We start from the raw sequence: 20,762 nt of genomic DNA on the forward strand, positions 1-20,762 counted from the left end.
GAGGGCGTGGGAACGGCTGAGCACCCTGCGCGGGCCGGCGGCGCCGACGCTGGTGACGACAGGGACGGGTTCGGGCAAGACCGGGTCGTTCCTGGTACCCGTGCTGGATCACTGTCGTCGCCAGAGAGCGCTGGGGCGGCAGGGTGTGAAGGCGGTTCTGCTGTACCCGATGAACGCCCTGGCGACGGACCAGGCCGGGCGTATCGGCGAGTATCTGGCGCAGCCGGAGCTGGCGCAGGTCACGGCCGGGCTGTACATCGGGGACCGGCCCGACACCGACTTCCGACGGGTGATGACGCGGCGCGAGGAAATGCGCAGGACGCCGCCGGATGTGCTGGTCACCAACTACAAGATGCTGGATCTGCTGCTGCAGCGGGCCGAGGACCGGTCGCTGTGGGAGGGCGCCGACCTCACGTATGTGGTGCCCGACGAGTTCCACACGTACGACGGGGCGCAGGGCACCGATGTCGCGAAGCTGCTGCGCCGGCTCGGGGCGACGGTCGGGGCTTCACGGGCGGGACGGCCGCTCGGTGACATCTGCCCGGTGGCGACGTCGGCGACGCTGGGTGAGGGCACCGGTGGGCTCGGCGGGATCCTGGAGGTGGCCGAGCAGGTCTTCGGGGTGCCGTTCGGGGCGGAATCGATCATCGGTGAGGAGCGGCTGACGGCCGACCAGTTCGTCGGTGACGTGAACTACGAGCTGCCCGATCCGCCCACACCGAAGGAGGTGATCGAGGCGTCGGGGGGCCCGGGGATCGAGTCCCGGCCGGACCGTCTCGACCTCGACGAGCTGGCGTATCTGCTGCTGAACAGGCGCGCACTCGATCCCTTCAAGCTCGGGCGCATGCTCAAGCAGCACGACTTCACGCACGAGGTGCTCGCCCTGTTGGACGGGGACCCGCTGGACGAGTGGGGGCTGCGCGACCGCATGGCCCGCTTCGGGTACGCGTGGGCGCACACCGGCCGAGGCGACCGAGGCCCTGGACGCCCTGACGACGCTGACCCGCTAGCCCGACCGGCGGTTCTGCGGAGTGGCGGCCGGCAATACGAGCACCCCTATAGCAGCGAGCTGCAGCCGCGAGTGCTCTGACAGGGTGGGAAGAGCGCAGCCGTCCGCTCTGCTCCGCGACCGGCATCCCCTGCTGCGGCCGAACCGTCGTCGACGGGCCTGGAACCCGTGGTGGGATGGTTCTGTGAGCCGCACCGCCGAAGAGACCAACCGCCGCATGCTCCGGGCCCGGGACGCGATGGACCGCGCGTACGCGCAGCCGCTGGACGTACCGGCCCTGGCGCGGATCGCCCACGTCTCCCCGGCGCACTTCGCCCGCACCTTCCGCGCCACCTTCGGCGAGACACCGCACCGCTATCTGCAGCGCCGCCGGGTCGAGCGGGCGATGTTCCTGCTGCGGGAGAGCGACCGCAGTGTCACGGACATCTGTTACGAGGTCGGCTTCGGCAGCACCGGTACCTTCAGCCGCACGTTCCGCGACATCGTCGGCCGGTCGCCGAGGACGTACCGGAAGGAGACGGCGGCCGTGAACGTACCCACGTGCTTCACAAAGGCGTGGACGCGGCCGACCGCCTGAGCGCCTCCGCGGCCCCTCCGCACGGGCGGCCGGATGAGCAGTTTCGGATAAGTTTTCTCCCGGCCCGCCGATTAGCGTGGTCCACATGTTCAACGCGATCACACACTCACAGATCTACGTCCTCGACCAGGACGAGGCCCTCGACTTCTACGTCGGCAAGCTCGGCCTGGAGGTCAACGCTGACGTCGACATGGGCTTCATGCGCTGGCTCACGGTCAGCGTCCCCGGCCACCCCGACCGCCAGGTCCTGCTGGAGAAGCCCGGTCCGCCGGCGATCTCCGAAGAAACGGCCGAGCAGGTCCGCGAACTGCTGACCAAGGGCGCACTGGGCAGCGCGCTCATCCTCACCACGGACGACTGCCGCAAGACGTACGAGACGCTGCTGGCCCGGGGCGTGGAGTTCACCGACGAGCCGACGGAGCGCCCCTACGGGATCGACTGCGGTCTGCGCGACCCCTTCGGCAACCACCTCCGCTTCACCCAGCTGAAGGGCTGAGAACCGAGGGCCGGGGCGCTTGGACGGCGGTGGCGTTCGGCCACCTGCTCCAGCCGCCCCCGCCCCGGGCGGGTCTCGCACCGCTGCCCGGGACCGGCTGTACAGGTCCTGGTGGGGCGGCCCTAGTGAGTCCTGGCTGAGGCCGGCGTGTGATAAGTGCGGCTGTGCGGCCTGCGCAACCGGCCCCCCGGGCCGGCCCGGGCCCACCGTTCTCTGCCATCGCGTCGCACAGGCACCACCTTGTGAAGGTTCGACCCGCAATGTTCGGGTTCCCGGTCGGGGCTTGCGAGCACTTCTTACGCGCAGGTAACTAAGTGTGTCATGAACCTCTTCAGCCGTAGCTCCTTGCTCCGACGACCGGAGGCCCCCGTCAAGGAGCCGTCCGCCGGGTCCGCGGCCACCGGTGGGGCCGTCCTGCCGGATCCCGCCCTGGCAGCCCTGACCGGAGAGTGGATGATCGACCCCGCGCACAGCCGGATCGGTTTCTCCGTGCGGCACGCCATGGTGACGACGGTCCGCGGCTCCTTTCCGGAGTACGAGAGCCGGCTCTACTTCGACGGGCGCAACCCCGCGCGCTCCCGCGCCGAGATCTCGGTGTCCACGGCGAGCGTCGACACGGGTGTGGAGCAGCGGGACGCGCATCTGACGGGACGCGACTTCCTGGATGCCGGACGGCACCCGCGGATGACCTTCATCAGCAGCGTCGTGCAGCTCGTGGGCAAGGACGTCTACCGCATGACCGGCGAACTGACGATCAAAGACACGAGCCGCCCCGTGGTCCTGGAACTCACGTACATCGGCTACGTCACCGACCCGTTCGGCTATGAGCGTGTCGGCTTCGACGGGACCACCACCATCAACCGTTCCGACTGGGGCCTGACGTACAACACGAGGCTTGCGGAGGGCGGCGCGATGGTCAGCGAGAGGCTCCGGCTGCAGTTCGACATCGCCGCCATCCGCACCCCGGTGGCATCCTGACGAACGGGGTGGCGAGGGCGCCTCAGCGCGCGCTCGCACCGCCGAACCGCACCTACCCACCGTAGACCGCCTGTGACTCCGTGAGCGTGTCCACGAAGTCGCGCGCGAACACGCCGGCCTCGGCCGGTGTCAGGGTCGCTGTCGTGACGCGCACCCCGGGCGGGGACGCGATGCGGAAGCGGGTGCCGGCCGCGATCCACCAGCCCCTGCTGCGCAGGCCGTTGACGACGGCCGACTCGTCCCGGACGGGTACCCACACGTTCAGTCCGCTCTCCCCGTGGGACGCGATGCCGTACTCCCCCAGAGCGGCGCCGAGTGCGTCGCGGCGAGCCGTGTACGTACGCGACGCGCCGGCCACCAAGCGGGTCACGGCCGGGTCGGTGAGCAGGTCGGCGACGGTCGCCTGGAGGATGTGGCTGACCCAGCCGGAGGTGAGCAGCATCCGTCCGTCGTGACGCGCGAGAGTCGCGGGGTCGCAGGCCAGGGCGGCCCAGCGCAGGTCGATGCCGAGGTGCTTGGAGACGGTGCGCACCTGCGCCCAGCGTGGCAGGTCGCCGGACGCGAGCGTCACCGCCCCGGCACCCGAGATCTCGGCATTGTGGTCGTCCTCGACCACGAGCACGTCCCGGAAGTCCCCGAGTACTGCCAGGAGTTCGTCCCTGCGCTCCGGGGTGAAGCGCGCGCCCAGCGGGCTCTGTCCGCGAGGGCTGCAGACCACGGCCCGGGCGCCCGCTCGCAGGGCTCCGCGCAGGGCCTCCGGGCGGATGCCGTCGTCGTCGACGGCGACCGGGAGCATGCGCAGCCCGAGGGCGGGGACCAGGTCCAGGAGGTGGTGGAAGCCGGGATCCTCGACGGCCACCGCGTCACCGGGTCTGAGTTCGGTGGTGAGCAGCCGGGCGATGCAGTCCAGAGCCCCGTGCGCGAACGTCACTGCCCCGGCGGGTACGCCGTCCCGGGCGAACCACGCGCGGGCGGCGTCCTCCAGGGCGGAGAGTCTCGGGGAGGCGCGGTGTGATCCCGGGACGGGTTCGACGCGCGGCGGCGGCGACAGCACCGGGAGGCAGGCGGGATCGGGGTGGCCCCCTGCCAGGTCACGCAGGCCGGACGGCACGCGGGGCGGCCTCCGCGAGGTGACGGCGGGGGCGGACGCGACCACCGTGCCGCCGCGACCGAGGGTCACCACGACGCCCCGCCCGCGAAGCTCCTTGTACGCCGCCGCGACTGTGCCTGCGCCTACGCCCAGTTCACCGGCGAGCCGCCGCACCGGAGGCAGCGAGGCGCCCGGCCGGAGCGTGCCGTCGGCGACCCGGCTCTCGACCGAGGCGGAAATGTCCCTGGCCGTTCCGCCCGTGATCCCATATTGTTCTGCCACAGAAGACAGTTTGTACCGATACAAAGCACCTGTCAAGGGGGAACGGATGGAACCCACACCGAGCCGCGTCCAGGCAGTCCGGCGCTTTTCCGTGCCGGGCGGCCGCGACGGACGGCGAATGCTCGTGGTAGCCGTCATCGACAAGGTGGGTACCGGCCTGTGGAGCGGCGCCTCGACGCTCTACTTCATCTACGTCGCCCATCTGTCGGTCTCTCAGATCGGCTTGCTCATGGGGCTGTCCGGGGTCCTCGGTATCGCCGGCCCTCCCCTCGCCGGACGGCTCGCGGACCGCTTCCCGGTCACCCGCATCCTCGTCGTCGCCCAACTGGCCCGTGGTGCGGCCCTGCTGGCGCTCCTGACGACGGACGACTATGTGCCGCTGGTGCTGTTCTCGGCGCTGGGCGCGCTTCCCGACCGTGCGTCGAGTGTCCTGACCAAGCTGTTCGCCGCACGTGTCGCCGGGCCGCAGCGCATCCGCTACCAGGCGATCCAGCGCACGGCGGTGAACGTCGGCTGGGCCGTCGGCGCCACCGGTGCCGCCGCCGCGCTGACGGTGGGCACCACCACCGCCTACCAGGCGCTCCTGCTCGCCAACGTCGCGTCCTACCTGGTCATCGGCGTACTGACACTCCGGTGCGCCGAACCACCGGCGCCCAGCCGTGTCGTCGCCGAGTCCGGCCTTCCCGCCACGCCGGCCGGGAAGGCGAATCCCTGGCGGGACCGCCGCTACCTCTCGTTCACCGCCACCGAGGTCTGGCTGTTCCTGGACGACAGCATCCTCCAGGTCGGGTTCCCCCTGTGGATCGTCCACGCCACCGAGGCCCCCGTCGGGCTGGCGCCGCTGGTACTCGTCCTCAACAGCGTGCTGGTGATCGCGCTCCAGGTGCCGTTGTCCCGCTTCGGAGAGAACCGCGCCGCCGCCCGCCGTCTGCTCCTCCCGATCGGGGCGGCTTTCCTGACCGGCGGGGTCGCGCTGGCGGCGTCCGCCGCCGGAGGGCCGTGGTTCGCGACGGCTGCCGTCCTGGTCGCCGCCGCGGCCTTCTCGATGGCGGAGATCCTGCACGCACTCGCGTCCTGGGAGCTCTCCCTCGCCCTCGCACCCGGGGAGGCCCAGGGTGCCTACCTCGGGGTGCACGGGTTGGCCCAGTCGGCGCAGCGCAGCCTGGGTCCCGTGGTCGTCGGGGTCGCGGTGAGTACCGGCGCGCTCGCATGGCCGGTGCTGGGGGTCACGCTGGTGGGGGCCTGCCTGGCGCAGCGCCGCCTGGTCCGCCCACCCGTGCCGTCCGCGCCGGCCGAGGACCAGGTGACGGGCACGCCCGAGGTCCAGGTGAGGAGCACAGCCGAGGTCACGGTCACCGGGGCGGCCCCGGCCGGAACCACGGCCGGCGGCGGGACAACCGGCGCCCGCTCTACGGAGCGTCGCGCCCCCGCCGCATCGCCGCCTCCGCATGCGCCCGGAACGTGATGGGCGGCCGGCCCGTCATCCGCTGGACCGTATCCGTGACCCGGTCCTCCGCCCCCTCGGCGATGGCCAGGTCCATGCGGGCCAGCATGGCCGCGAACTCGTGCGGGATCCCGTCGGCCGCCAGACGGTCACGCATCTGCTCGTAGGTGAGCCGACGATGTACGGCGGGCCGCCCCGTGACCTCGCGCAGGACGGCCGCGATCTCCTCGTAACTGAGCACCTCGGGACCGGTGATCAGGAGTTCGGCACCCGGGGCTCCGGGCGTGGTGAGGGATTGCACGGCGACGGCCGCGATGTCCTCGGCGTCGACGAATCCGACCCGTCCGCCGCCGGTCGCGCTCGACACGACGCCGTCCGTCCGGAGGCTGTCGGCGTGCGTATGCCGCCCGGTGAAGTTCTGCATGAACCAGGAGGGCCGGAGAACGGTCCACTCCCCGAACAGCCCGTCGGCCAGCAGTTCGTGCACCTGCCCCACTCCAGGTCCCCCCGCGGGGATGGCCGACGAGCTCAGGAGCACCACACGCCGCACCCCGGCGGACCGGGCCCGCTCCAGGAAGGGCAGCATGACGTCCACCGGATGCGGGTCGCCGACCGGCGGGACGAGATAGGCGCGGTCGGCGCCGTGCAGCGCGGGGTCGTGGGTGTCCGTGTCGTACCAGTCGAAGCGGACGTCTCGTGCACCGGTGCGCGGGCCGGGCGTGCGGGTGGCCAGGGTGACCGCGTGCCCCCGCTCGACGAGCATCCGGGCAACCCGGCTTCCCGTGGTGCCGGTCGCTCCGGTGACCAGTACGTGGTCGCGCGCGTCCCCCCTCACGCGGCATCGAAGAACACGGCGTCGGACAGCTTCCCGGGGATCGCGAGCGGGTTCCAGTAGTCGCGGTAGTGGGCGATCCGTCCGTCCTCGACCGTGACCACGGCGACGTAGGGCATCTCGTACGGAGCTCCGGTCGCCACGATGCGGCCCACTCCGCGCCACTCGGCGACGACGGTGTCCGGGTCGCGCAGTTCGTGGATGCGCAGTCCCACGACCTCGCGCAGGTCGATGGCTTCGGGATATCCACGCATGTACGCGGCAACCGCCTCCTTCCCCTCCAGCTTCGCCGGGAAGCCTGCCGGGGCGTACGGGAACTCGAAGACGGCCTCGTCGGCGATCAGGGCGATCCAGCCGTCGATGTCATGGTCCAGCAGAAGCCGCAGACTCCGGCGGTAGAGCTCCGCCGGGCCCTGTGCGTCAGTCATCCGAATCACCCCTAAGATGTGGACTGCAAGTCCGTTTACGCTGGAAACCATACGGACCGTCGGTCCGTTTAGCAACTGGAGCGGCCATGCCCGAGCGCAAGGAGCGCGCCGACGCCGTACGCAACCGCGAGGCCGTACTCGCGGCAGCAGATGCCCTCTTCGCCCGGAGCGACAGCCCTCGCGGAGTGTCCATGGACGACGTCGCGGCGGCCGCGGGCGTGGGCAAGGGAACCCTCTTCCGCCGGTTCGGCGACCGCACCGGTCTCATCCAGGCGCTGTACGAGGCCCGCATCCAGCCGCTGCGCGATGCCGTGGAATCCGGCCCCGCCCCCCTCGGGCCCTCGACGCCCCCCAGGGAGCGGGTGCCTGCCCTGCTCGACGCGGTCATGCGCTTCAAGCTGGACAACCGCCACCTCGCGCTCGCCCTGGAGGAGGCCGGCAGCGGCAGCCCTTACGAGGCCGGGCACTACGCGTGGTGGCACCGCACACTGCGCGACGCCCTCCGGCAGATCCCCTCGGCCCCGGCCGGTGACTTCACCGCCCACGCGCTACTGGCCGCGACCCGCGCCGATCTGGTGGAACACCTGGCGGGCGAGAAGCACATGACGGAGGACCGGATGAGAGCGGATCTCGCCGCTCATGTGGCCAAGGTGGTGGGCGGGCAGGACTGAGCGGATCGGATCGGATCCGGCTTCGCCTCCCGGCCGCACACTCGTGCGCGCCGGGCCCGCTGGTGCTCCGACCGGCCTCAGGTGGCGCTCCGCTCGCTCGCTTCCTTGAGGTCCTGGTCCACCGCGCGTTCGAACGCGGGATCCGGTGCGCCGTCCTCGGTGCCCGGGCGGCCGGCGCGGAGGAGTTCGCGCCAGCGCTCCGGGCTCCAGTCGGCCGGGGCGGTGGTGCTCATGAAGTCCTCGACCAGGGCCCGGAAGCGGACGGGGTCGCTGTGGAAGGGGAAGTGGCCCGCGCCCTCGAAGATCTCGAGGCGGCTTCCGGGCATCGCCGCATGGGCACCGCGGGCGTGGTGGACGGGTACGACGCTGTCGCGCGAGCCCCACAACAGCAGGGTGGGCATGCCCTGGGTGAGGTAGCAGCGGTCCAGCATCGTGACCGCCTGCCCCCGCCAGTCGACCACCGCGCGCAGAGTGCTGATGAAGGCGCTGCGCGCGGTGCCGTCGGGGAGGGCGTCGACGAGGTCGATCAGTTCGCCGGCGTCCTGGCCGAGGTCGGTGTCGAGGAGCTTGATGAGCCGGGTGAAGAGGCCGACCTGCCGCCGCATGCCGGGCAGGCGCAGCGTGGACAGCAACAGGTCGGCACCGGGGAGCGACACGGCCCGCAGGGCCGGGTTCACCTCGCGCCCCACGCCGCCCGCGCTCACCAGGATCAGGCGGTCGGTCCGCTCGGGGTACTGATAGGCGAACTGCATCGCCACGCCGCCGCCCAGGGAGTGGCCGACGAGGGTTGCCCGCTCGATACCGAGGACCCCCAGCAGGTCCCTGATGCCGTTGGCGTAGGCGGCGACCGAGTAGTCCGCGCGGGGCTTGTCGGACGCTCCGTGGCCGAGGAGGTCCGGAGCGATCACGGTGTGCCGCCGGGCCAGTTCGGGGATCACGTCGGCCCACGTCGCGGAGGAGTCGCCGATGCCGTGGATCAGCAGGATGACGGGGCCCTCCCCCGCGATCCGGTAGGCACGGCGGTAGCCGTGGATGACGCGGTGGGACAGCCCCACACCGTGGTCGGCCTGTCGTCCGCGCGCTGATGCGCCGGCCACGGCACCGCCTCCGTCCGCTGTTCCGACGATTCCCGAGCGAGAGTAGGAAGCTCCCGCGCCGGGCGGATTACGGGGACGTTTCAGGCGGCACCCGGATGGGATCCGGGGTGGCCATCCACTGTCCGGGCATTCGTAACACGCGTGCAGCAGTCGCAGCCGCCGACGCGCCCTATGATCACCGCAGCCCACCCGCCACGTGCAACTTCCCTCTGTCGGCCGTGGTTTCGTCTCCCACTCTCTCCCCGCCCGGGCGTGGCACCGCGCTGCCCCGCCCGCGAACCCGGAAGGCGGGCCGAATGGGCTCTCCCGCACGTGTTGCCCCGCCGGGACGAACCGGAGGTCTCCGTCGACCGCCTGACCGGTCAGCGCGGTCGCCGGGCCTGGCCCGTCCCGTCCGGTGCGACCACCGGCAACACGTAACCCCGGTAACTCGCAGCGCCGTTGCCCGGTGGCAGGGGGACGGTCCGCCGGTCGCCGGCCCACGCCGGCGGCGCCTCGCCGGGGGCCACGAGAACCGCCGTCGGTACGTGCCGGGCGGCCTCCCGGAGCGCTGCGGGGGTGGTGCTCGCGTCATGGCCCGCGGTCTGCCGTGACGCGCAGCCCGCGTAGTAGGCGATCGGCACGGCGTCGGCCCCGCTGACCACGCACGGCGGCTTCACCCCCGAGCGGTTAAGCGCCCCGGCCATCGCGGTGAACCGTGCGGTCGTGGCGCGGCTGACGCGGACCACGTGGCTCACGACGAGGAACTGCGCGGTGAGGTGGGCCGCCAGAACCAGCGCGAGCAGGGCGACACCACCCGGCCGGCGGGCATGCCGGGCGCGCATGAAGAGGTGGACCAGGCACTCGGCCAGCGGCACGGACAGCAACGCGTACGCGGGGAGCAGGAAGCGGGGGGCGGCGTATCCGACGAGGAAGAGGTACGGCACGGCCATGGACAGTCCCGTCAGCGCGGCGAGCAGCACCACGGCGCCGCGACCGGACCGGCGGGCCACCACGACGCCGACGACGACGAGCACGGGAAGGACCGTCAGCCAGAGCGCCGTTCCCGGACTCTCCCACCCGATGTCGCACGGGCGGCACAGAGTGCGTCCCGCCAGCGCCCGCAGATGGTCGTCCACGGCGATGTTCCATCCCAGACCGCCCTGGATCTCACCGGCCCGGTGAAGCCGCGCACCGAGACCGCCGTAGCGCGCGTACGCTTCTGCGGTCCACGGGGCGCACCCCGCGACCAGCCCTGCCACGAGAGCGGCACCCACACCGGGGCGGCGCCTGCCGGGAACCACGACGACGGCGAGAACCAGCGGCAGCGCCAGCCAGAAGCCGTCGGCGGGCCGCATCAGGGCGACGATCGCCACTGCGGCGCCCGCGCCCACCGCCTCCCTGCGGCCGGCCGCGCCGTCGCGCACCGGCCTGGCGACCCAACCCGTTGCGGCCAGGGCTCCGAGGGCGCACCAGGGGTTGGGCATGGCGGCCGAGCCGTAGAACAGGGTGGGCCACAGCCCGGCGAAGAACGCCCCCGCACAGACGAGAACCGGCGTGGGCAGCACCTTGCGCCAGACGTACAGCGCAGCGACCAGCGCACCTGCGGACAGCAGGGCGAGATAGATCCGCAGTACGGCGGTGGACGCGGTCAGTGCGGCGACCGGAGCGACGAGGTAGGAGATCCCCCGGGCGCGTGGCGCGCTGAAGAACGCGGGTGGGGCGTTGCCCCCGGCCTGGCTCACGTAGACGGTCTCGTCCCAGGCGAGGCCCGAACCCGGCACGACGACGACCAGTTGCAGGACGAGGAAGGCCAGGCCGACGGCCGTGAGCCACGGCAGCGGACCGCCCGGCCGGTCGTGCGGCGCGGTGACGGCCGGCTCCGGTGCCGTCGTCCGCACCCGGGTCTCATGCATGGCTCTCCTCGCCGGGCCGAAGATCTGAGCAGGTGGCGGCTGATCACCCGCCCGCCCGCACAGGGCCGGACGTGATCGCAGCCGCTCCGTCCCGTCCCGGGACCGCCCGCCACTGGTCAACGAGGGGGATCGCGGCAGGACACGGACAGGCGGACGCCGCGGGCCGAAGGGGTCGAACTCACCTCACATGCGGTGGACTTGGTGCCTCGCGTGACCGGGTTCCGCGCCGCCCGGCAGGGGTGTCCCCCAGTCCCCTCTGGGGGACACCCCTCAGAGGAAGCAGGGGCCGACCGCACCGCTCGGGTGACGCGTCACCCCTGGCGTGTGGGGTGGAATCGGATCACCGTTCCGTACCCCTTTCCGGAGGATCTTCCGTGACCGCCCCAGCGCGCCGGCAGGCGCAGCGCACCACCTCGTCGCTCGTCCTGGCGTTCCTCCGCTTCGTCGTCTGCGGCGGCGGGGTCGGCCTGGCGTCGAGCGGGGCGTTGGTGCTGGTCGGCGACCGGGTGCCCCTGCTCCTCGCGAATGTCGTCTTCGCTCACCCCGTCTCCACGACGGGCGCCTCGACCGGCACGTCGGGACTGGCCATGGCTGCCTGACGGGCCATCGCGCGAGCGGACGTCTCACCAGGGGGTGCGAGGGCCTCCCCTAGGCGTTCAACTCCCGTACTGCGACGCCGTGGAGGTGGACCGCCCAGAGCAGGGCGCCGAGGGAGGCGGTGTGCAGGACGGCACGCACCGTGTTCCACCTGACCCAGCCGTCCTCGAACGCCGCGCGTGCGTCCCGGAGAGCGTCGGACCCGGCGTTCGCGGGGATCTTGTCGAGCGCGTCGTTGAGCGGCACGTTCTGCGTGCCGGTGACCACGAAGGCTGCCAGATACAGCGCGAGCGCGGCGATGATCCAGGGCAGGGTGCCGGGGCTGTGCCCCTTGGCCGCGAGGACCGTCGCCAGCACGAGCAGGGGCAGGGGCAGCAGGAAGGGCAGCAGGAACCACCCGTTGATGATGGCCCGGTTGATCTGCCGCATGGTCTGGACGAACGCACGGTCGTCCGTACGGGACAGGCCGGGCATGACGGCGTACGCGAAGGCGCAGAACAGGCCCGCCATGAGCGCGGCCCCGACGGTCGCCGCCAGCAGTGTCGTGGTCTGCAGTGCTCTCACGGAAACTCCGGTTCCGGGGCTGCCGCCCGCTCGGTGAAGGATGGCGGCCCCCATCGGGGCCTGTTGTACCGGAACAGGTCTTCGCTGCACGGGCCTTGGCGCAGCGCATCGTAGTCTCGGCGGTCTCCGCGCGCAGCCCTTTCTCGTCAGTTCGTCGCGGGGTGCGGTGACGGCCGGGGCCTGCCACGAAGCCTTCTGCGGGTCGGCTGCCGCCCGGGCGCCCTTCCGCCGGGCCCCCTCGTCGCGGGGCCATCGGCCGATGAATCATCCATGAACAGAACCGTCACACTTATGCCATACGATGCGCACACCTGTTCACATCCCTTCCGTTTGAGGATGCCCACGTCATGCTTTTCGGTGTCACGTCCCGCTCCGTACGCGGTATATCGACCGTTGTCGCCCTTCTCGCGGTAGGAGCGGTGGGCTGCTCCGACGCCATCGACAGCGCGAAGGCCGGCGCCAAGACCGCGCTGCGTCAGCGTTCCGTCTTCACCCTCACGCCGGGCGACTGTTTCAACCCGAACAGCGAGGCGACGGCGAGCGAGGAGTTCGCCGTCGAGATCGTCCCGTGCAAGGAGCCGCACAAGGGGCAGGTCGTGGGCGAGTTCTCGATCGACGGCCTCACGGAGTACCCCGGTGAGGACGGTGCGTCGAAGATCGCCGACGAGCGCTGCCCGGTGGAGTCCCAGAAGTTCGTCTCCGACACCTGGGCGGTCCCGGCGGGCGTCGACCTCTTCTACTACTACCCGACGGCTCAGAGCTGGCGGACCGGCGACCGCGGGGTGAGCTGTACCTACACCAAGAAATCGGGCAGCGTCACCGGCTCGCTGAAGAACGAGTCCCTGAATGCCGATCAGCTCGCTTACCTCAAAGGCTCGAACGCCGTATACGAGGCGCTGTGGGCGAACCAGCCCGAGGCCAAGCTGATCGAGGACGACCTGGCCGCCTACAAGAAACAGGCCAAGGCCGTCGCCGCCGCGCTCGACAGCCACCTCAGGGCGATGAAGGGCATCCAGCAGCCGGAGACCGTCAAGCTCCGCACCAAGCTGGAGGAGACGGCCGGTGCATGGGACGACGCCGCCAAGGCCAAGGACACGGACGCCTTCTACATCGCGTACGACCTTGCCTTCACCGGCATCGACCCCAGCAGGACGGTCGGTGCCCGCAAGGAACTGAAGCTGGCCACCACGGTGCCGGCCGACGACGCGGACGTCTGGGCCGACTGAGGTCCGGGCACACCCGGGCGGCGGACGGGGCAGGGCGTCCGCCGCCCGGTTCACCTCGGCTCGGGGCGCTCACGCACCCGCCGTTCCCCGGACGACCGCGCTCCTCAGGCCCGTTCGGGCTTCCGCGCGAGAAGCGTGGCATGGGTCCTCGTGGCGCCCTCGGCGGGTTCCTCCACCAGCCGGGCGGTGAGGACGAACCCGGCCCCCTGCAGAAGCTCGGCGATCCGGTCGGGCGGTGACAGGTAGGACTCGTAGGACACCGGGTGACCGCCGTAGGCCCGCGTCGGGCGCAGATGCTCTCCGGCTCCCGCATGACCGGCCAGCATCACGTGGCCGCCCGGGGCGAGCGTGCGGTGGAACTCAGCGAAGACGGCGGGCAGCTGGGCCGGTGGCGTGTGGTGGGTGGAGTAGTAGGCCAGGATGCCGCCGAGCGAGTCGTCGTCGATCGCCAGCGCGGTCATGGAGCCGACGGCGAACTCGAGGTCCGGGTGAGCCCGCCGTGCCAGTGCGACCATCTCCGGGGAGAGGTCGACGCCGAAGGCGGGCACCCCGCGTCCGGCCAGGTACGCCGTCACCTTGCCCGGTCCGCATCCCACGTCGGCGACGGCCCCGAGGCCGGTGGTCAGCACCGTCTCGGCGAAGGCGTTCAGCATCCCGCGCGACAGGGGATCCAGCTCTTCCGGGGGTTTGACCTGAGCGAAGTAGTCAGCGGCGACGGCGTCGTAGGACGTCCGGACCGCGGCGAGGTAGGAGTGTTCGGGCATCCGCCGACTGTAGGGGACCACGGGGGGACACCGCCGCCGCTCGTACGGGCGCATCCGGCTCCGACCCGCGTAGCCTTTCCCCTCCTGTCGCCACCCCGCCACACCTCGGAGGACCGGTCCTTGAGCCCAGAGCCACAACCGTACCGACTGACAGCAGGCGCGGCCGAGTCGCCGGTGCTGCTGCACGTCCCGCACTCCTCGCGGGCCGTCCCGGCAGACGTACGTGAGGGCATCTCTCTCGACGACGAGGCGCTGGAGGCGGAGCTCGACCACATCACGGACTCCCATACCGCCGAACTGGCGGACCTGGCCTCCGAGGCCTGCGCGGTGACCCCCTGGACGTTCGTGAACGGCCTGTCGAGGCTCGTCGTCGACCCCGAGCGCTTCCCGGACGACCGGGAGGAGATGCTGGCCGTCGGCATGGGAGCGGTCTATACGCACACCACCCACCGCGAGCGCCTGCGCCCTCCGGGGAACCGTCCGCAGCCGCTGCTCGACCGCTTCTTCCACCCGTACGCGGAGGCGATGACCGCCGCGGTGGACGCACGGCTCGCCGCCACGGGCCGTGCCGTCGTCATCGACGTCCATTCGTATCCGACCGCCGCTCTCCCCTACGAACTCCACGGCACCGGGCCCCGCCCGCCCGTCTGTCTGGGCACCGACGGCTTCCACACCCCGCCCGGGCTCCTGGCCCGGGCGGAGGCGGCGTTCGCCGGATTCGGCGGTACGGGGCTCGACAGTCCGTTCCCCGGCACGTACGTCCCGCTGAAGCACTACGGGACGGACCGCCGGGTCGGCGCGCTGATGATCGAGATCCGCCGCGACCTGTACATGTCCGAGCCCGGCGGCCCGGCGGGACCCGGACTCGGTGCGCTGGCCACGGCGCTGGCGGCACTGGTGGACTCGGTGGGTGTCCGGGGCCCGGTCAGCGGGGCCGGGTGTAGGGCCTGGTGATGATCTCCATGTTGTGGCCGTCCGGGTCCTCGAAGTAGGCTCCGCGACCGCCGAAGAGGCGGTTGATCCGCCCGGGTTCGGTGTGCCCGGGATCGGCGTAGTGGGTGACTCCGAGCATCTGCAGGCGCGCGATCATGTCGTCGAACTGTGCGTCGGGCACCAGGAACGCGTAGTGCTGCGCCTGCACCGGAGCGTCCCGCAGCTCGTAGTAGTCGAGGGTCACGCCGTTGCCGAGGTCGACGGGCAGGAAGGGCCCGAACGGCGCGCCGACCTCCAGGCCCAGCACGGCGGCGATGAACTCGGCCGACCGGCCGCGGTTTCGGGCGTACACCGCCGTGTGGTTCAACTGGACGACGGTGGTGCCCTGATCGGTCACGGGCGGGTACTGCTGCTGTGCGGGGGTCATGTCGGATACGTCTCCGTGTCGTGGATTCCGCTGGGACGGGGGCGCCTGGCAGGGCGCTCCGGAATGCACGACAGGACGGCGGGGCCCGGGCCCGCCACGCGCTCACGCAGGGGCCGGGCGCTTCTCTCGTACGTGGCCCATGGCCGACCCGGCAGTCACGGGGGTGATCCTAGCGGGCGCCGCACCGCCCCGCGCGCGCCCCCGACGGTACGGGCAGGGCGCGCAGGGGGCGCATGGGAGGCTCACCAGGGGCGCCCGTGGCGAGATCCCCTCCCTGCCGAAACATCTGCGAATACCCTTGTGGCGCAGGCGAGTTACGGCGTTCCGGCGGGACGCCGTCCGGTCGGCGGGGGGACGTGGATGGCCGACGGCAGAGCCGGCAGATCAGAGCGTGACATCGCGGTGCGCGGACGTGTGGCCGAGACCCTGAGCAGGCAGCAGGGGCCGCTGCGTCCGATACCCGCCCTGATGCTGCTGGGCACGCGCGGGAGCGGAAAGACCGCGCTCACCGGTCATCTGCGCGACTGGGCGCAGCGTGTACCGCTGGCGAGCATCGATCTGGAGCCCGTCGGCGAGCGCGGTGGCACACCCATCGACGTACTGATCGAGATGGCGTTCCAGCTCAGCGCCCGCCACGACGGCATCCCCCGGCTGGGATTCCCGGCACTGGGGGCCCTGCTCGCCGCCGTGGGCACGGCCGTCGACGCGGGCAGCCGGGAACGGGCGGTCCGCGACATGGCCGAGGCGCTGAGAGCGGGGCGGGCCCGGGAGCACTCGTACGAGGAACTGCAGGGGATCGTCGACGGCGTCGCCCAGCTCGCCGGGCTCGGGCTGCCCGGCTGGAGTTCCGTCGTCATGCCCCTCGTCCAGGGCGGGATGCGTCTGCGGCTCGGGCTGCGCCTGCGCAGGAGGTTCGCCGAGACGTCCGCCGCAGGGCCGGGGCGGGGCGCGACAGCCGACTTCCTCGTCGGCGTGAACCGGCTGTACCACGGCTATCCCGCGCAGCGCGCGGAGGCCGAACGGGTCCTGCTGGACTCCTTCCTGGCCGACCTGCGCGGCGCGTACGCCTCCGGCCGGGCGGACCGGCTGCGGACCACGCACTGCCTCGCACTGCTGGACAACGCGGACTCCCCGGCCGGCGAGGCGTTCCTGACGCTCCTGCTCGAATCGCGCGAGCGCTCGGGCCGTCCCGACCCGCTCCTCGTCGTGACGACCGCACGCCGGCGTCCCGAGACGCTGGTCCGCGCGGAGACCGGCAGCGGGCACCGTCCCGACTACCGCGAGAGCTGGCCGCGGCACTCCCACTTCAGGCCGCTGTCGGCGGGACCGCTCGTGGTGGCCGGTCAGCTGCGCGACCTGAGCCGACGCGAGGTGGAGGCCCATGCCGCCGCCACCCTCGACAGGCTGCCCGCGGGCTCCGTCCTGCCGCGGACGGACAACGCCGTGCAGTGGCTGGGCTGGATCGTGTACGAGGTCACCCGGGGCCACCCCGCGGGGACGGCCGAGGTGCTCGACGGTCTGCGCCGCATGCCGGCCGACATGCCGTGGGACGCGCGCATGCACCAGTGCCTGGCCCCTCTCGACGGCAGTGTCGAGCCGGTCCCGGCGGTGTCCGCGGGCCCGCGACTGCTCGAACTCCTGCTGCGCGACTGCTCCGGGCAACTGGCCCGGCTGATGCCTCGGGCGGCCGCCGGGGTCACCCTCGGCCGGGCGGAGACCTGCGAGTCCCTGTGGGAGGGGCAGGAACCGGTGCTCCGGGAGTTCGTCGGCTACTGCGCGGACGACCTGCGAACCGTGCCCGAACCCGACGACGGACTCCCCGCCCTGCACCGGCTGACCCGCTTCCTGCTGCTGCGCCGCCTCGACGGCGCCCCGGAGAACGGCGGGCCCGGCTCGTGGACGGGCGCGCACCGGGCGCTGCGTGCGGCGGCGGTCGCGCGGGGGGACCTGCGCACCGTCGCGTATCACGACCTGGCGCTGGACGACCTCGGCTCGGCCGTGGGTTATCTCCGGGACCGCTTCGACGAGGTGGGCGCCGACGCGTGGTGCGCGGACCTGGCCTGGCTGCAGCGTGCCCCGTGCCGCTGGGACGGCGCCCTGCCCGAGTCGGCCCGCGACCGGTACGAGCGGCTGGTCGGTGTCGCTGGGGGCGACGCCCCGCGGCGCGCCATCACCCGGCTGCTGGCGGCCGGCTGGATCACCCCGCATCCACGGCCGGAGGGGGCGGCCCAGCCATACGGAGATCCGCTCGGCGACCCCTACGCGGAGCTGTATCCGGACATCGTCGAGGAGTTCCTGACCCTCCGCCGGCCGATCGGTGACGAACACGACCGCCATGTGCTGCTGCGCATGGCGCAACGCTACGAAAGGAAGCCGTGGTGGTGAGCTCCGACGACGGCACGTTCGTCCCCCCGCGTCCGCCCCGGCGCAAGGCGCCGTGGATCATCGCGGGCGCGGTGGTCCTCGCGGCGGCGGTGTGGGGCGGTGCGGAGGCGTACCGGGCCTGGCAGCACGAGAAGGCGGAATGCGCTCCGGGCATCCTCAGGAAGGGGGCCCGGGAGGAGTGCATCGGCGTGAGCGACGGCTCCTTCGCCTTCGACCCCTCGCTGAAGGAGGTCATGGGCAAGATCGAGGCGGAGAACGAACGGGTCGAGGAGTCCGGCAAGCAGTTCGTCTCCGTGGCGTACATCGAGCCCCTGACCACGGTCAAGGGCGAGGAGGAGGCGAAGTACGGGCTGCGCGGCGAGCTGATGGGCGCCTACCTCGCCCAGCGCGAACTGAACGACCCGGACCTCGGCGCCGGGCGGGGCGATCTCCCGCAGGTACGCCTGCTCGTCGGCAACCTGGGTCTGCGTTCGGAACAGTGGCGGACCCTCACCGGCGACCTCGTGGCGATGGCGAAGGACGACAACCACCTCGTCGCCGTCGCGGGCTTCGGCCAGAGCCGGGGCGGAACCAAGAACGCCGTCGACGCGCTGCGCGACGCGGGCATCCCCATGATGGGGGCGACGGTCACCGCCGACAGTCTGTCGGACGCGGCCCGCCCGGGCTTCTTCCGGACCTCCGCGCCCAACCGTGACCAGGCGGTCGGTGCGGTCAACTACCTGAGGGCTCAGCAGAAGAAAGATCCCGGTTTCAAGGTCGCCGTCATACGGGACCGCAACGAGGACGACATCTACAACACGTCGATGTCCACCGCGTTCGCGACGGCGGCGGCCGGGCGGGGCCTGGAGATCGAGGGGACCCCGCTGGAGTTCCTGTCCGGGGTGGACGGTGTCTCCAACGCCTTCTCGTCCGTCGCGGACAAGGTGTGCGACCTCCGCCCGGACGCGGTGTTCTTCGCCGGCCGGGGCGTCAACATCCGTAACTTCATCTACTCGATGTCCGCCCCCGACCGCCGGTGCCCGGTCACGCTGATCACGGGTGACGACGCGGTCGGCGCGTACTACGGCTCGCTGGAGAGCGAGGCGCGGCGGGAGAAGTTCCGGACGGAGTGGACCGACAGCAGGGTGACCGTCCTGTACTCGTCGCTCGCCCACCCGGCTCTCGCGGGCCGCCTCTACGCCGAGGCGAACAACCCGCTGCCGGACTTCCTGGGCCTGTACAGGACGGAGTTCGGCGGAGCGCCCGACGAGACGATGCAGGTGCTCCAGGACGGTCAGGTGATCATGGGGCACGACGCGGTCTGGACCCTGGGTATCGCGATACGGAACGCGGCGGGCCCGGACGGCAAGGGGCAGGTCAACACCGGTGCCACACTGCAGATGCTGCTCCAGCTCAGCGGACGCGCCTCGGTGTCGGGACTCAGCGGGCCCATCTCCTTCGCCCCGGACGGCAATCCCGACCGCAAACCCATGGCGCTGGTACGGATGGAACCCTCGGGTGTGTACACCTTCCGGGGGGTGCTGACGCCGTAGGGCGACGGCGCACGGCGGCCCGCACCCGATCGCCGTCGCGCCCCGCAGGTCGTGCCGCGCCCGGCTGCCGGGGCAGTCGGATCCGGAGTCGGCCTGCCCGATCGCTCCGGTGGTCGACATCGTCTTCAGCCGGCGACGCGCGCGAGCCCGCGCCCGCCCGCCGCGGGTGAGCGGATGCGCCCCGCGGCGGTCGGGCGGTAAGGCGGTCGGGCGGTCAGAAGAAGACGCCGCACCGCAGCAGCACGTTGGCGTAGGGGCGCGCCTCACCCGTCCGCACCACCAGGCGGGCGGATCGGGTGAGTTCCTTCAGCCGCTCGTGCGACACGTGCGTGAGCGCGGGCAGGCGGGCGGCCAGGAGACCGGCCGCCTCGGGGTTGGCCTCCGCGATCTCCTCGGCCGCCGTCGCGCTCTCCACGACCAGTTCCGCCAGCAGTCCGTCCAGGACCTCGGCGAACGTCGGGACGCCCGCTATGAAAGCCAGGTCGACGACCCGGGGACCGGCCGGTATGGGCATGCCCACGTCGCAGATCAGGACGCCGTCGCCATGGCCGAGTTCGGCCACGGCTCCCGCGAGGTGGCGGTTGAGTATGCCGGTCTTCTTCACAGTGCCGCGACTTCTTCCGAGGTGGGGAAGGACGCCTGTGCGCCCTCCTTGGTGACGGCCGCCGCGCCGACCCGCACGGCGAACCCGGCGGCCCGGACGAGTTCCTCACCCAGCCCGAGGCGCCAGGCCAGGGCCGCTGTGAAGGCGTCGCCCGCGCCGGTGGTGTCCACAGCCGCGACCTTCGGGCTCGGCACGCGTACGGCCTCGCCGGTGCGGGTGTCGGAGACCAGGGCGCCTCCCGCGCCCAGGGTGATGACGACGGAGCGCGGGCCGAGGCCGGTGAGCCCCCGTGCCCAGGACTCCGGGGTGTCCCCGGCGCCCTCCCCGAGGATGAACCGCGCCTCGTGCTCGTTGACCACCAGCGGGTCGCAGGCAGCCAGCACCTCGTCGGGCAGCGGCGCCGGGGGGGACGGGTTGAGGACCAGGCGCGTGTCCGGGCCCAGTGCGCGCGCCGTCTCGGCGACGGTGTCCAGCGGGATCTCCAGTTGTACGGAGACGACGCGGGCCGCCGCGAACAGCGGGACCGACGCCCTGATGTCCCCGGGTGTCAGCCGCGCGTTGGCTCCCGGCGAGACGACGATGCTGTTGTCTCCCGAGGGGTCGACGGTGATGAGGGCGACCCCGGTGGGCGCGCCGCCGACGAGGACCCCGCCGGTGTCGACGCCCGCCTCCTGCTGCGAGGCGAGCAGCAGCCGCCCGTGGGCGTCGTCGCCGACCCGGGCCAGCAGAGCCGTGCGGGCTCCGAGGCGGGCGGCGGCGACCGCCTGGTTGGCGCCCTTGCCGCCGGGGTGGACGACGAGGTCGGAGCCGAGCACCGTCTCCCCGGGTCCTGGCCGGCGGTCGACGCCGACGACCAGGTCGGCGTTGGCCGAGCCGACGACCAGGAGGTCGTACCGGGAGGGTGCGGGGTCCTCGTTGACGTACATCTGGA

General features: G+C 72.1%; 21 protein-coding genes. 11 read left to right on the forward strand and 10 right to left on the reverse strand.

What is annotated here, in order from left to right; translation table 11 throughout:
- Window positions 1–49: 49 nt before the first annotated feature.
- The 4 genes from OG206_RS04825 to OG206_RS04840 all read left to right on the forward strand — a co-directional run bounded on the left by OG206_RS04825 (window position 50) and on the right by OG206_RS04840 (window position 3,060).
- Entirely contained in the window at window positions 50–1,090 is a 1,041-nt protein-coding gene (locus OG206_RS04825) for a DEAD/DEAH box helicase (protein WP_327122186.1), read from the forward strand.
- 103 nt (window positions 1,091–1,193) lie between these two features.
- A complete protein-coding gene (locus tag OG206_RS04830) occupies window positions 1,194–1,586 on the forward strand; it encodes an AraC family transcriptional regulator (RefSeq protein ID WP_327112544.1) in 393 nt (130 codons plus the stop codon).
- A gap of 85 nt (window positions 1,587–1,671) precedes the next feature.
- Window positions 1,672–2,082 (forward strand): VOC family protein, encoded by a 411-nt coding sequence (locus OG206_RS04835; protein WP_327112545.1) that lies wholly within the window; start codon window positions 1,672–1,674, stop codon window positions 2,080–2,082.
- Between the two features lie 321 nt (window positions 2,083–2,403).
- Window positions 2,404–3,060, forward strand: coding sequence for a YceI family protein (locus tag OG206_RS04840; protein WP_327112547.1), 657 nt, complete (start codon window positions 2,404–2,406; stop codon window positions 3,058–3,060).
- A gap of 52 nt (window positions 3,061–3,112) precedes the next feature.
- On the opposite strand, the gene OG206_RS04845 is transcribed toward OG206_RS04840, so the two are convergent.
- A complete protein-coding gene (locus OG206_RS04845) occupies window positions 3,113–4,432 on the reverse strand; it encodes a GntR family transcriptional regulator (RefSeq protein WP_327112548.1) in 1,320 nt (439 codons plus the stop codon).
- Window positions 4,433–4,550: 118 nt separating this feature from the next.
- Between OG206_RS04845 and OG206_RS04850 the strand changes: the two genes are divergently transcribed.
- The gene (locus tag OG206_RS04850) at window positions 4,551–5,897 is read left to right on the forward strand and encodes an MFS transporter (protein ID WP_327112549.1); all 1,347 of its coding nucleotides are present in this window, start codon (window positions 4,551–4,553) and stop codon (window positions 5,895–5,897) included.
- On the opposite strand, the gene OG206_RS04855 is transcribed toward OG206_RS04850, so the two are convergent.
- Both OG206_RS04855 and OG206_RS04860 read right to left on the reverse strand, forming a co-directional pair.
- Window positions 5,842–6,711, reverse strand: a complete 870-nt coding sequence (locus OG206_RS04855; RefSeq protein ID WP_327112551.1) for an NAD(P)H-binding protein — start codon at window positions 6,709–6,711, stop codon at window positions 5,842–5,844. The two genes, OG206_RS04850 and OG206_RS04855, sit on opposite strands and share 56 nt — an antisense overlap.
- Window positions 6,708–7,136, reverse strand: coding sequence for a nuclear transport factor 2 family protein (locus tag OG206_RS04860; RefSeq protein ID WP_327112553.1), 429 nt, complete (start codon window positions 7,134–7,136; stop codon window positions 6,708–6,710). The genes OG206_RS04855 and OG206_RS04860 overlap by 4 nt, the downstream gene beginning before the upstream one ends.
- 86 nt (window positions 7,137–7,222) lie before the next feature.
- On the opposite strand from OG206_RS04860, the gene OG206_RS04865 reads away from it, so the two are divergent.
- Entirely contained in the window at window positions 7,223–7,807 is a 585-nt protein-coding gene (locus tag OG206_RS04865) for a TetR/AcrR family transcriptional regulator (protein ID WP_327112555.1), read from the forward strand.
- Between the two features lie 77 nt (window positions 7,808–7,884).
- Here OG206_RS04865 and OG206_RS04870 read toward each other — a convergent pair whose 3' ends face one another.
- Both OG206_RS04870 and OG206_RS04875 read right to left on the reverse strand, forming a co-directional pair.
- Window positions 7,885–8,904 carry an alpha/beta fold hydrolase gene (locus OG206_RS04870; protein ID WP_327112557.1) on the reverse strand — a complete coding sequence of 340 codons (1,020 nt, stop codon included), beginning with the start codon at window positions 8,902–8,904 and terminating at the stop codon, window positions 7,885–7,887.
- A gap of 362 nt (window positions 8,905–9,266) precedes the next feature.
- The gene (locus tag OG206_RS04875; RefSeq protein ID WP_327112559.1) at window positions 9,267–10,799 is read right to left on the reverse strand and encodes a hypothetical protein; all 1,533 of its coding nucleotides are present in this window, start codon (window positions 10,797–10,799) and stop codon (window positions 9,267–9,269) included.
- A gap of 374 nt (window positions 10,800–11,173) precedes the next feature.
- Here OG206_RS04875 and OG206_RS04880 point away from each other — a divergent pair, with 374 nt between their 5' ends.
- Window positions 11,174–11,398 (forward strand): hypothetical protein, encoded by a 225-nt coding sequence (locus OG206_RS04880; protein WP_327112561.1) that lies wholly within the window; start codon window positions 11,174–11,176, stop codon window positions 11,396–11,398.
- Between the two features lie 49 nt (window positions 11,399–11,447).
- Here the strand turns inward: OG206_RS04880 and OG206_RS04885 are convergent, their stop codons facing one another.
- The gene (locus OG206_RS04885) at window positions 11,448–11,960 is read right to left on the reverse strand and encodes an anthrone oxygenase family protein (protein ID WP_327112563.1); all 513 of its coding nucleotides are present in this window, start codon (window positions 11,958–11,960) and stop codon (window positions 11,448–11,450) included.
- A 347-nt stretch (window positions 11,961–12,307) separates the two neighbouring features.
- Between OG206_RS04885 and OG206_RS04890 the strand changes: the two genes are divergently transcribed.
- Entirely contained in the window at window positions 12,308–13,186 is an 879-nt protein-coding gene (locus OG206_RS04890) for a septum formation family protein (protein WP_327112565.1), read from the forward strand.
- Window positions 13,187–13,290: 104 nt separating this feature from the next.
- Here OG206_RS04890 and OG206_RS04895 read toward each other — a convergent pair whose 3' ends face one another.
- On the reverse strand, window positions 13,291–13,950 hold the full coding sequence (locus tag OG206_RS04895; RefSeq protein WP_327112567.1) for a class I SAM-dependent methyltransferase: 660 nt from the start codon (window positions 13,948–13,950) through the stop codon (window positions 13,291–13,293).
- Window positions 13,951–14,070: 120 nt separating this feature from the next.
- Between OG206_RS04895 and OG206_RS04900 the strand changes: the two genes are divergently transcribed.
- A complete protein-coding gene (locus OG206_RS04900) occupies window positions 14,071–14,904 on the forward strand; it encodes an N-formylglutamate amidohydrolase (protein ID WP_327112569.1) in 834 nt (277 codons plus the stop codon).
- Here the strand turns inward: OG206_RS04900 and OG206_RS04905 are convergent.
- A complete protein-coding gene (locus OG206_RS04905) occupies window positions 14,876–15,310 on the reverse strand; it encodes a VOC family protein (protein WP_327112571.1) in 435 nt (144 codons plus the stop codon). The genes OG206_RS04900 and OG206_RS04905 overlap by 29 nt on opposite strands.
- A gap of 360 nt (window positions 15,311–15,670) precedes the next feature.
- Between OG206_RS04905 and OG206_RS04910 the strand changes: the two genes are divergently transcribed.
- Together OG206_RS04910 and OG206_RS04915 are read left to right on the forward strand one after the other, a co-directional pair.
- A complete protein-coding gene (locus OG206_RS04910; RefSeq protein WP_327112573.1) occupies window positions 15,671–17,695 on the forward strand; it encodes an ATP-binding protein in 2,025 nt (674 codons plus the stop codon).
- Window positions 17,692–19,227, forward strand: coding sequence for an ABC transporter substrate-binding protein (locus tag OG206_RS04915; protein WP_327112575.1), 1,536 nt, complete (start codon window positions 17,692–17,694; stop codon window positions 19,225–19,227). Before OG206_RS04910 ends, OG206_RS04915 begins: the two co-directional genes overlap by 4 nt.
- 214 nt (window positions 19,228–19,441) lie before the next feature.
- Here OG206_RS04915 and rbsD read toward each other — a convergent pair whose 3' ends face one another.
- Window positions 19,442–19,831, reverse strand: coding sequence for a D-ribose pyranase (gene rbsD / locus OG206_RS04920; protein WP_327112577.1), 390 nt, complete (start codon window positions 19,829–19,831; stop codon window positions 19,442–19,444).
- Complete coding sequence (locus OG206_RS04925; protein ID WP_327112579.1) at window positions 19,828–20,757, reverse strand: ribokinase; 930 nt, start codon at window positions 20,755–20,757, stop codon at window positions 19,828–19,830. The genes rbsD and OG206_RS04925 overlap by 4 nt, the downstream gene beginning before the upstream one ends.
- Window positions 20,758–20,762 lie beyond the last annotated feature (5 nt).

The sequence above is a fragment of the Streptomyces sp. NBC_01341 genome, from assembly GCF_035946055.1.
Classification (GTDB): domain Bacteria; phylum Actinomycetota; class Actinomycetes; order Streptomycetales; family Streptomycetaceae; genus Streptomyces.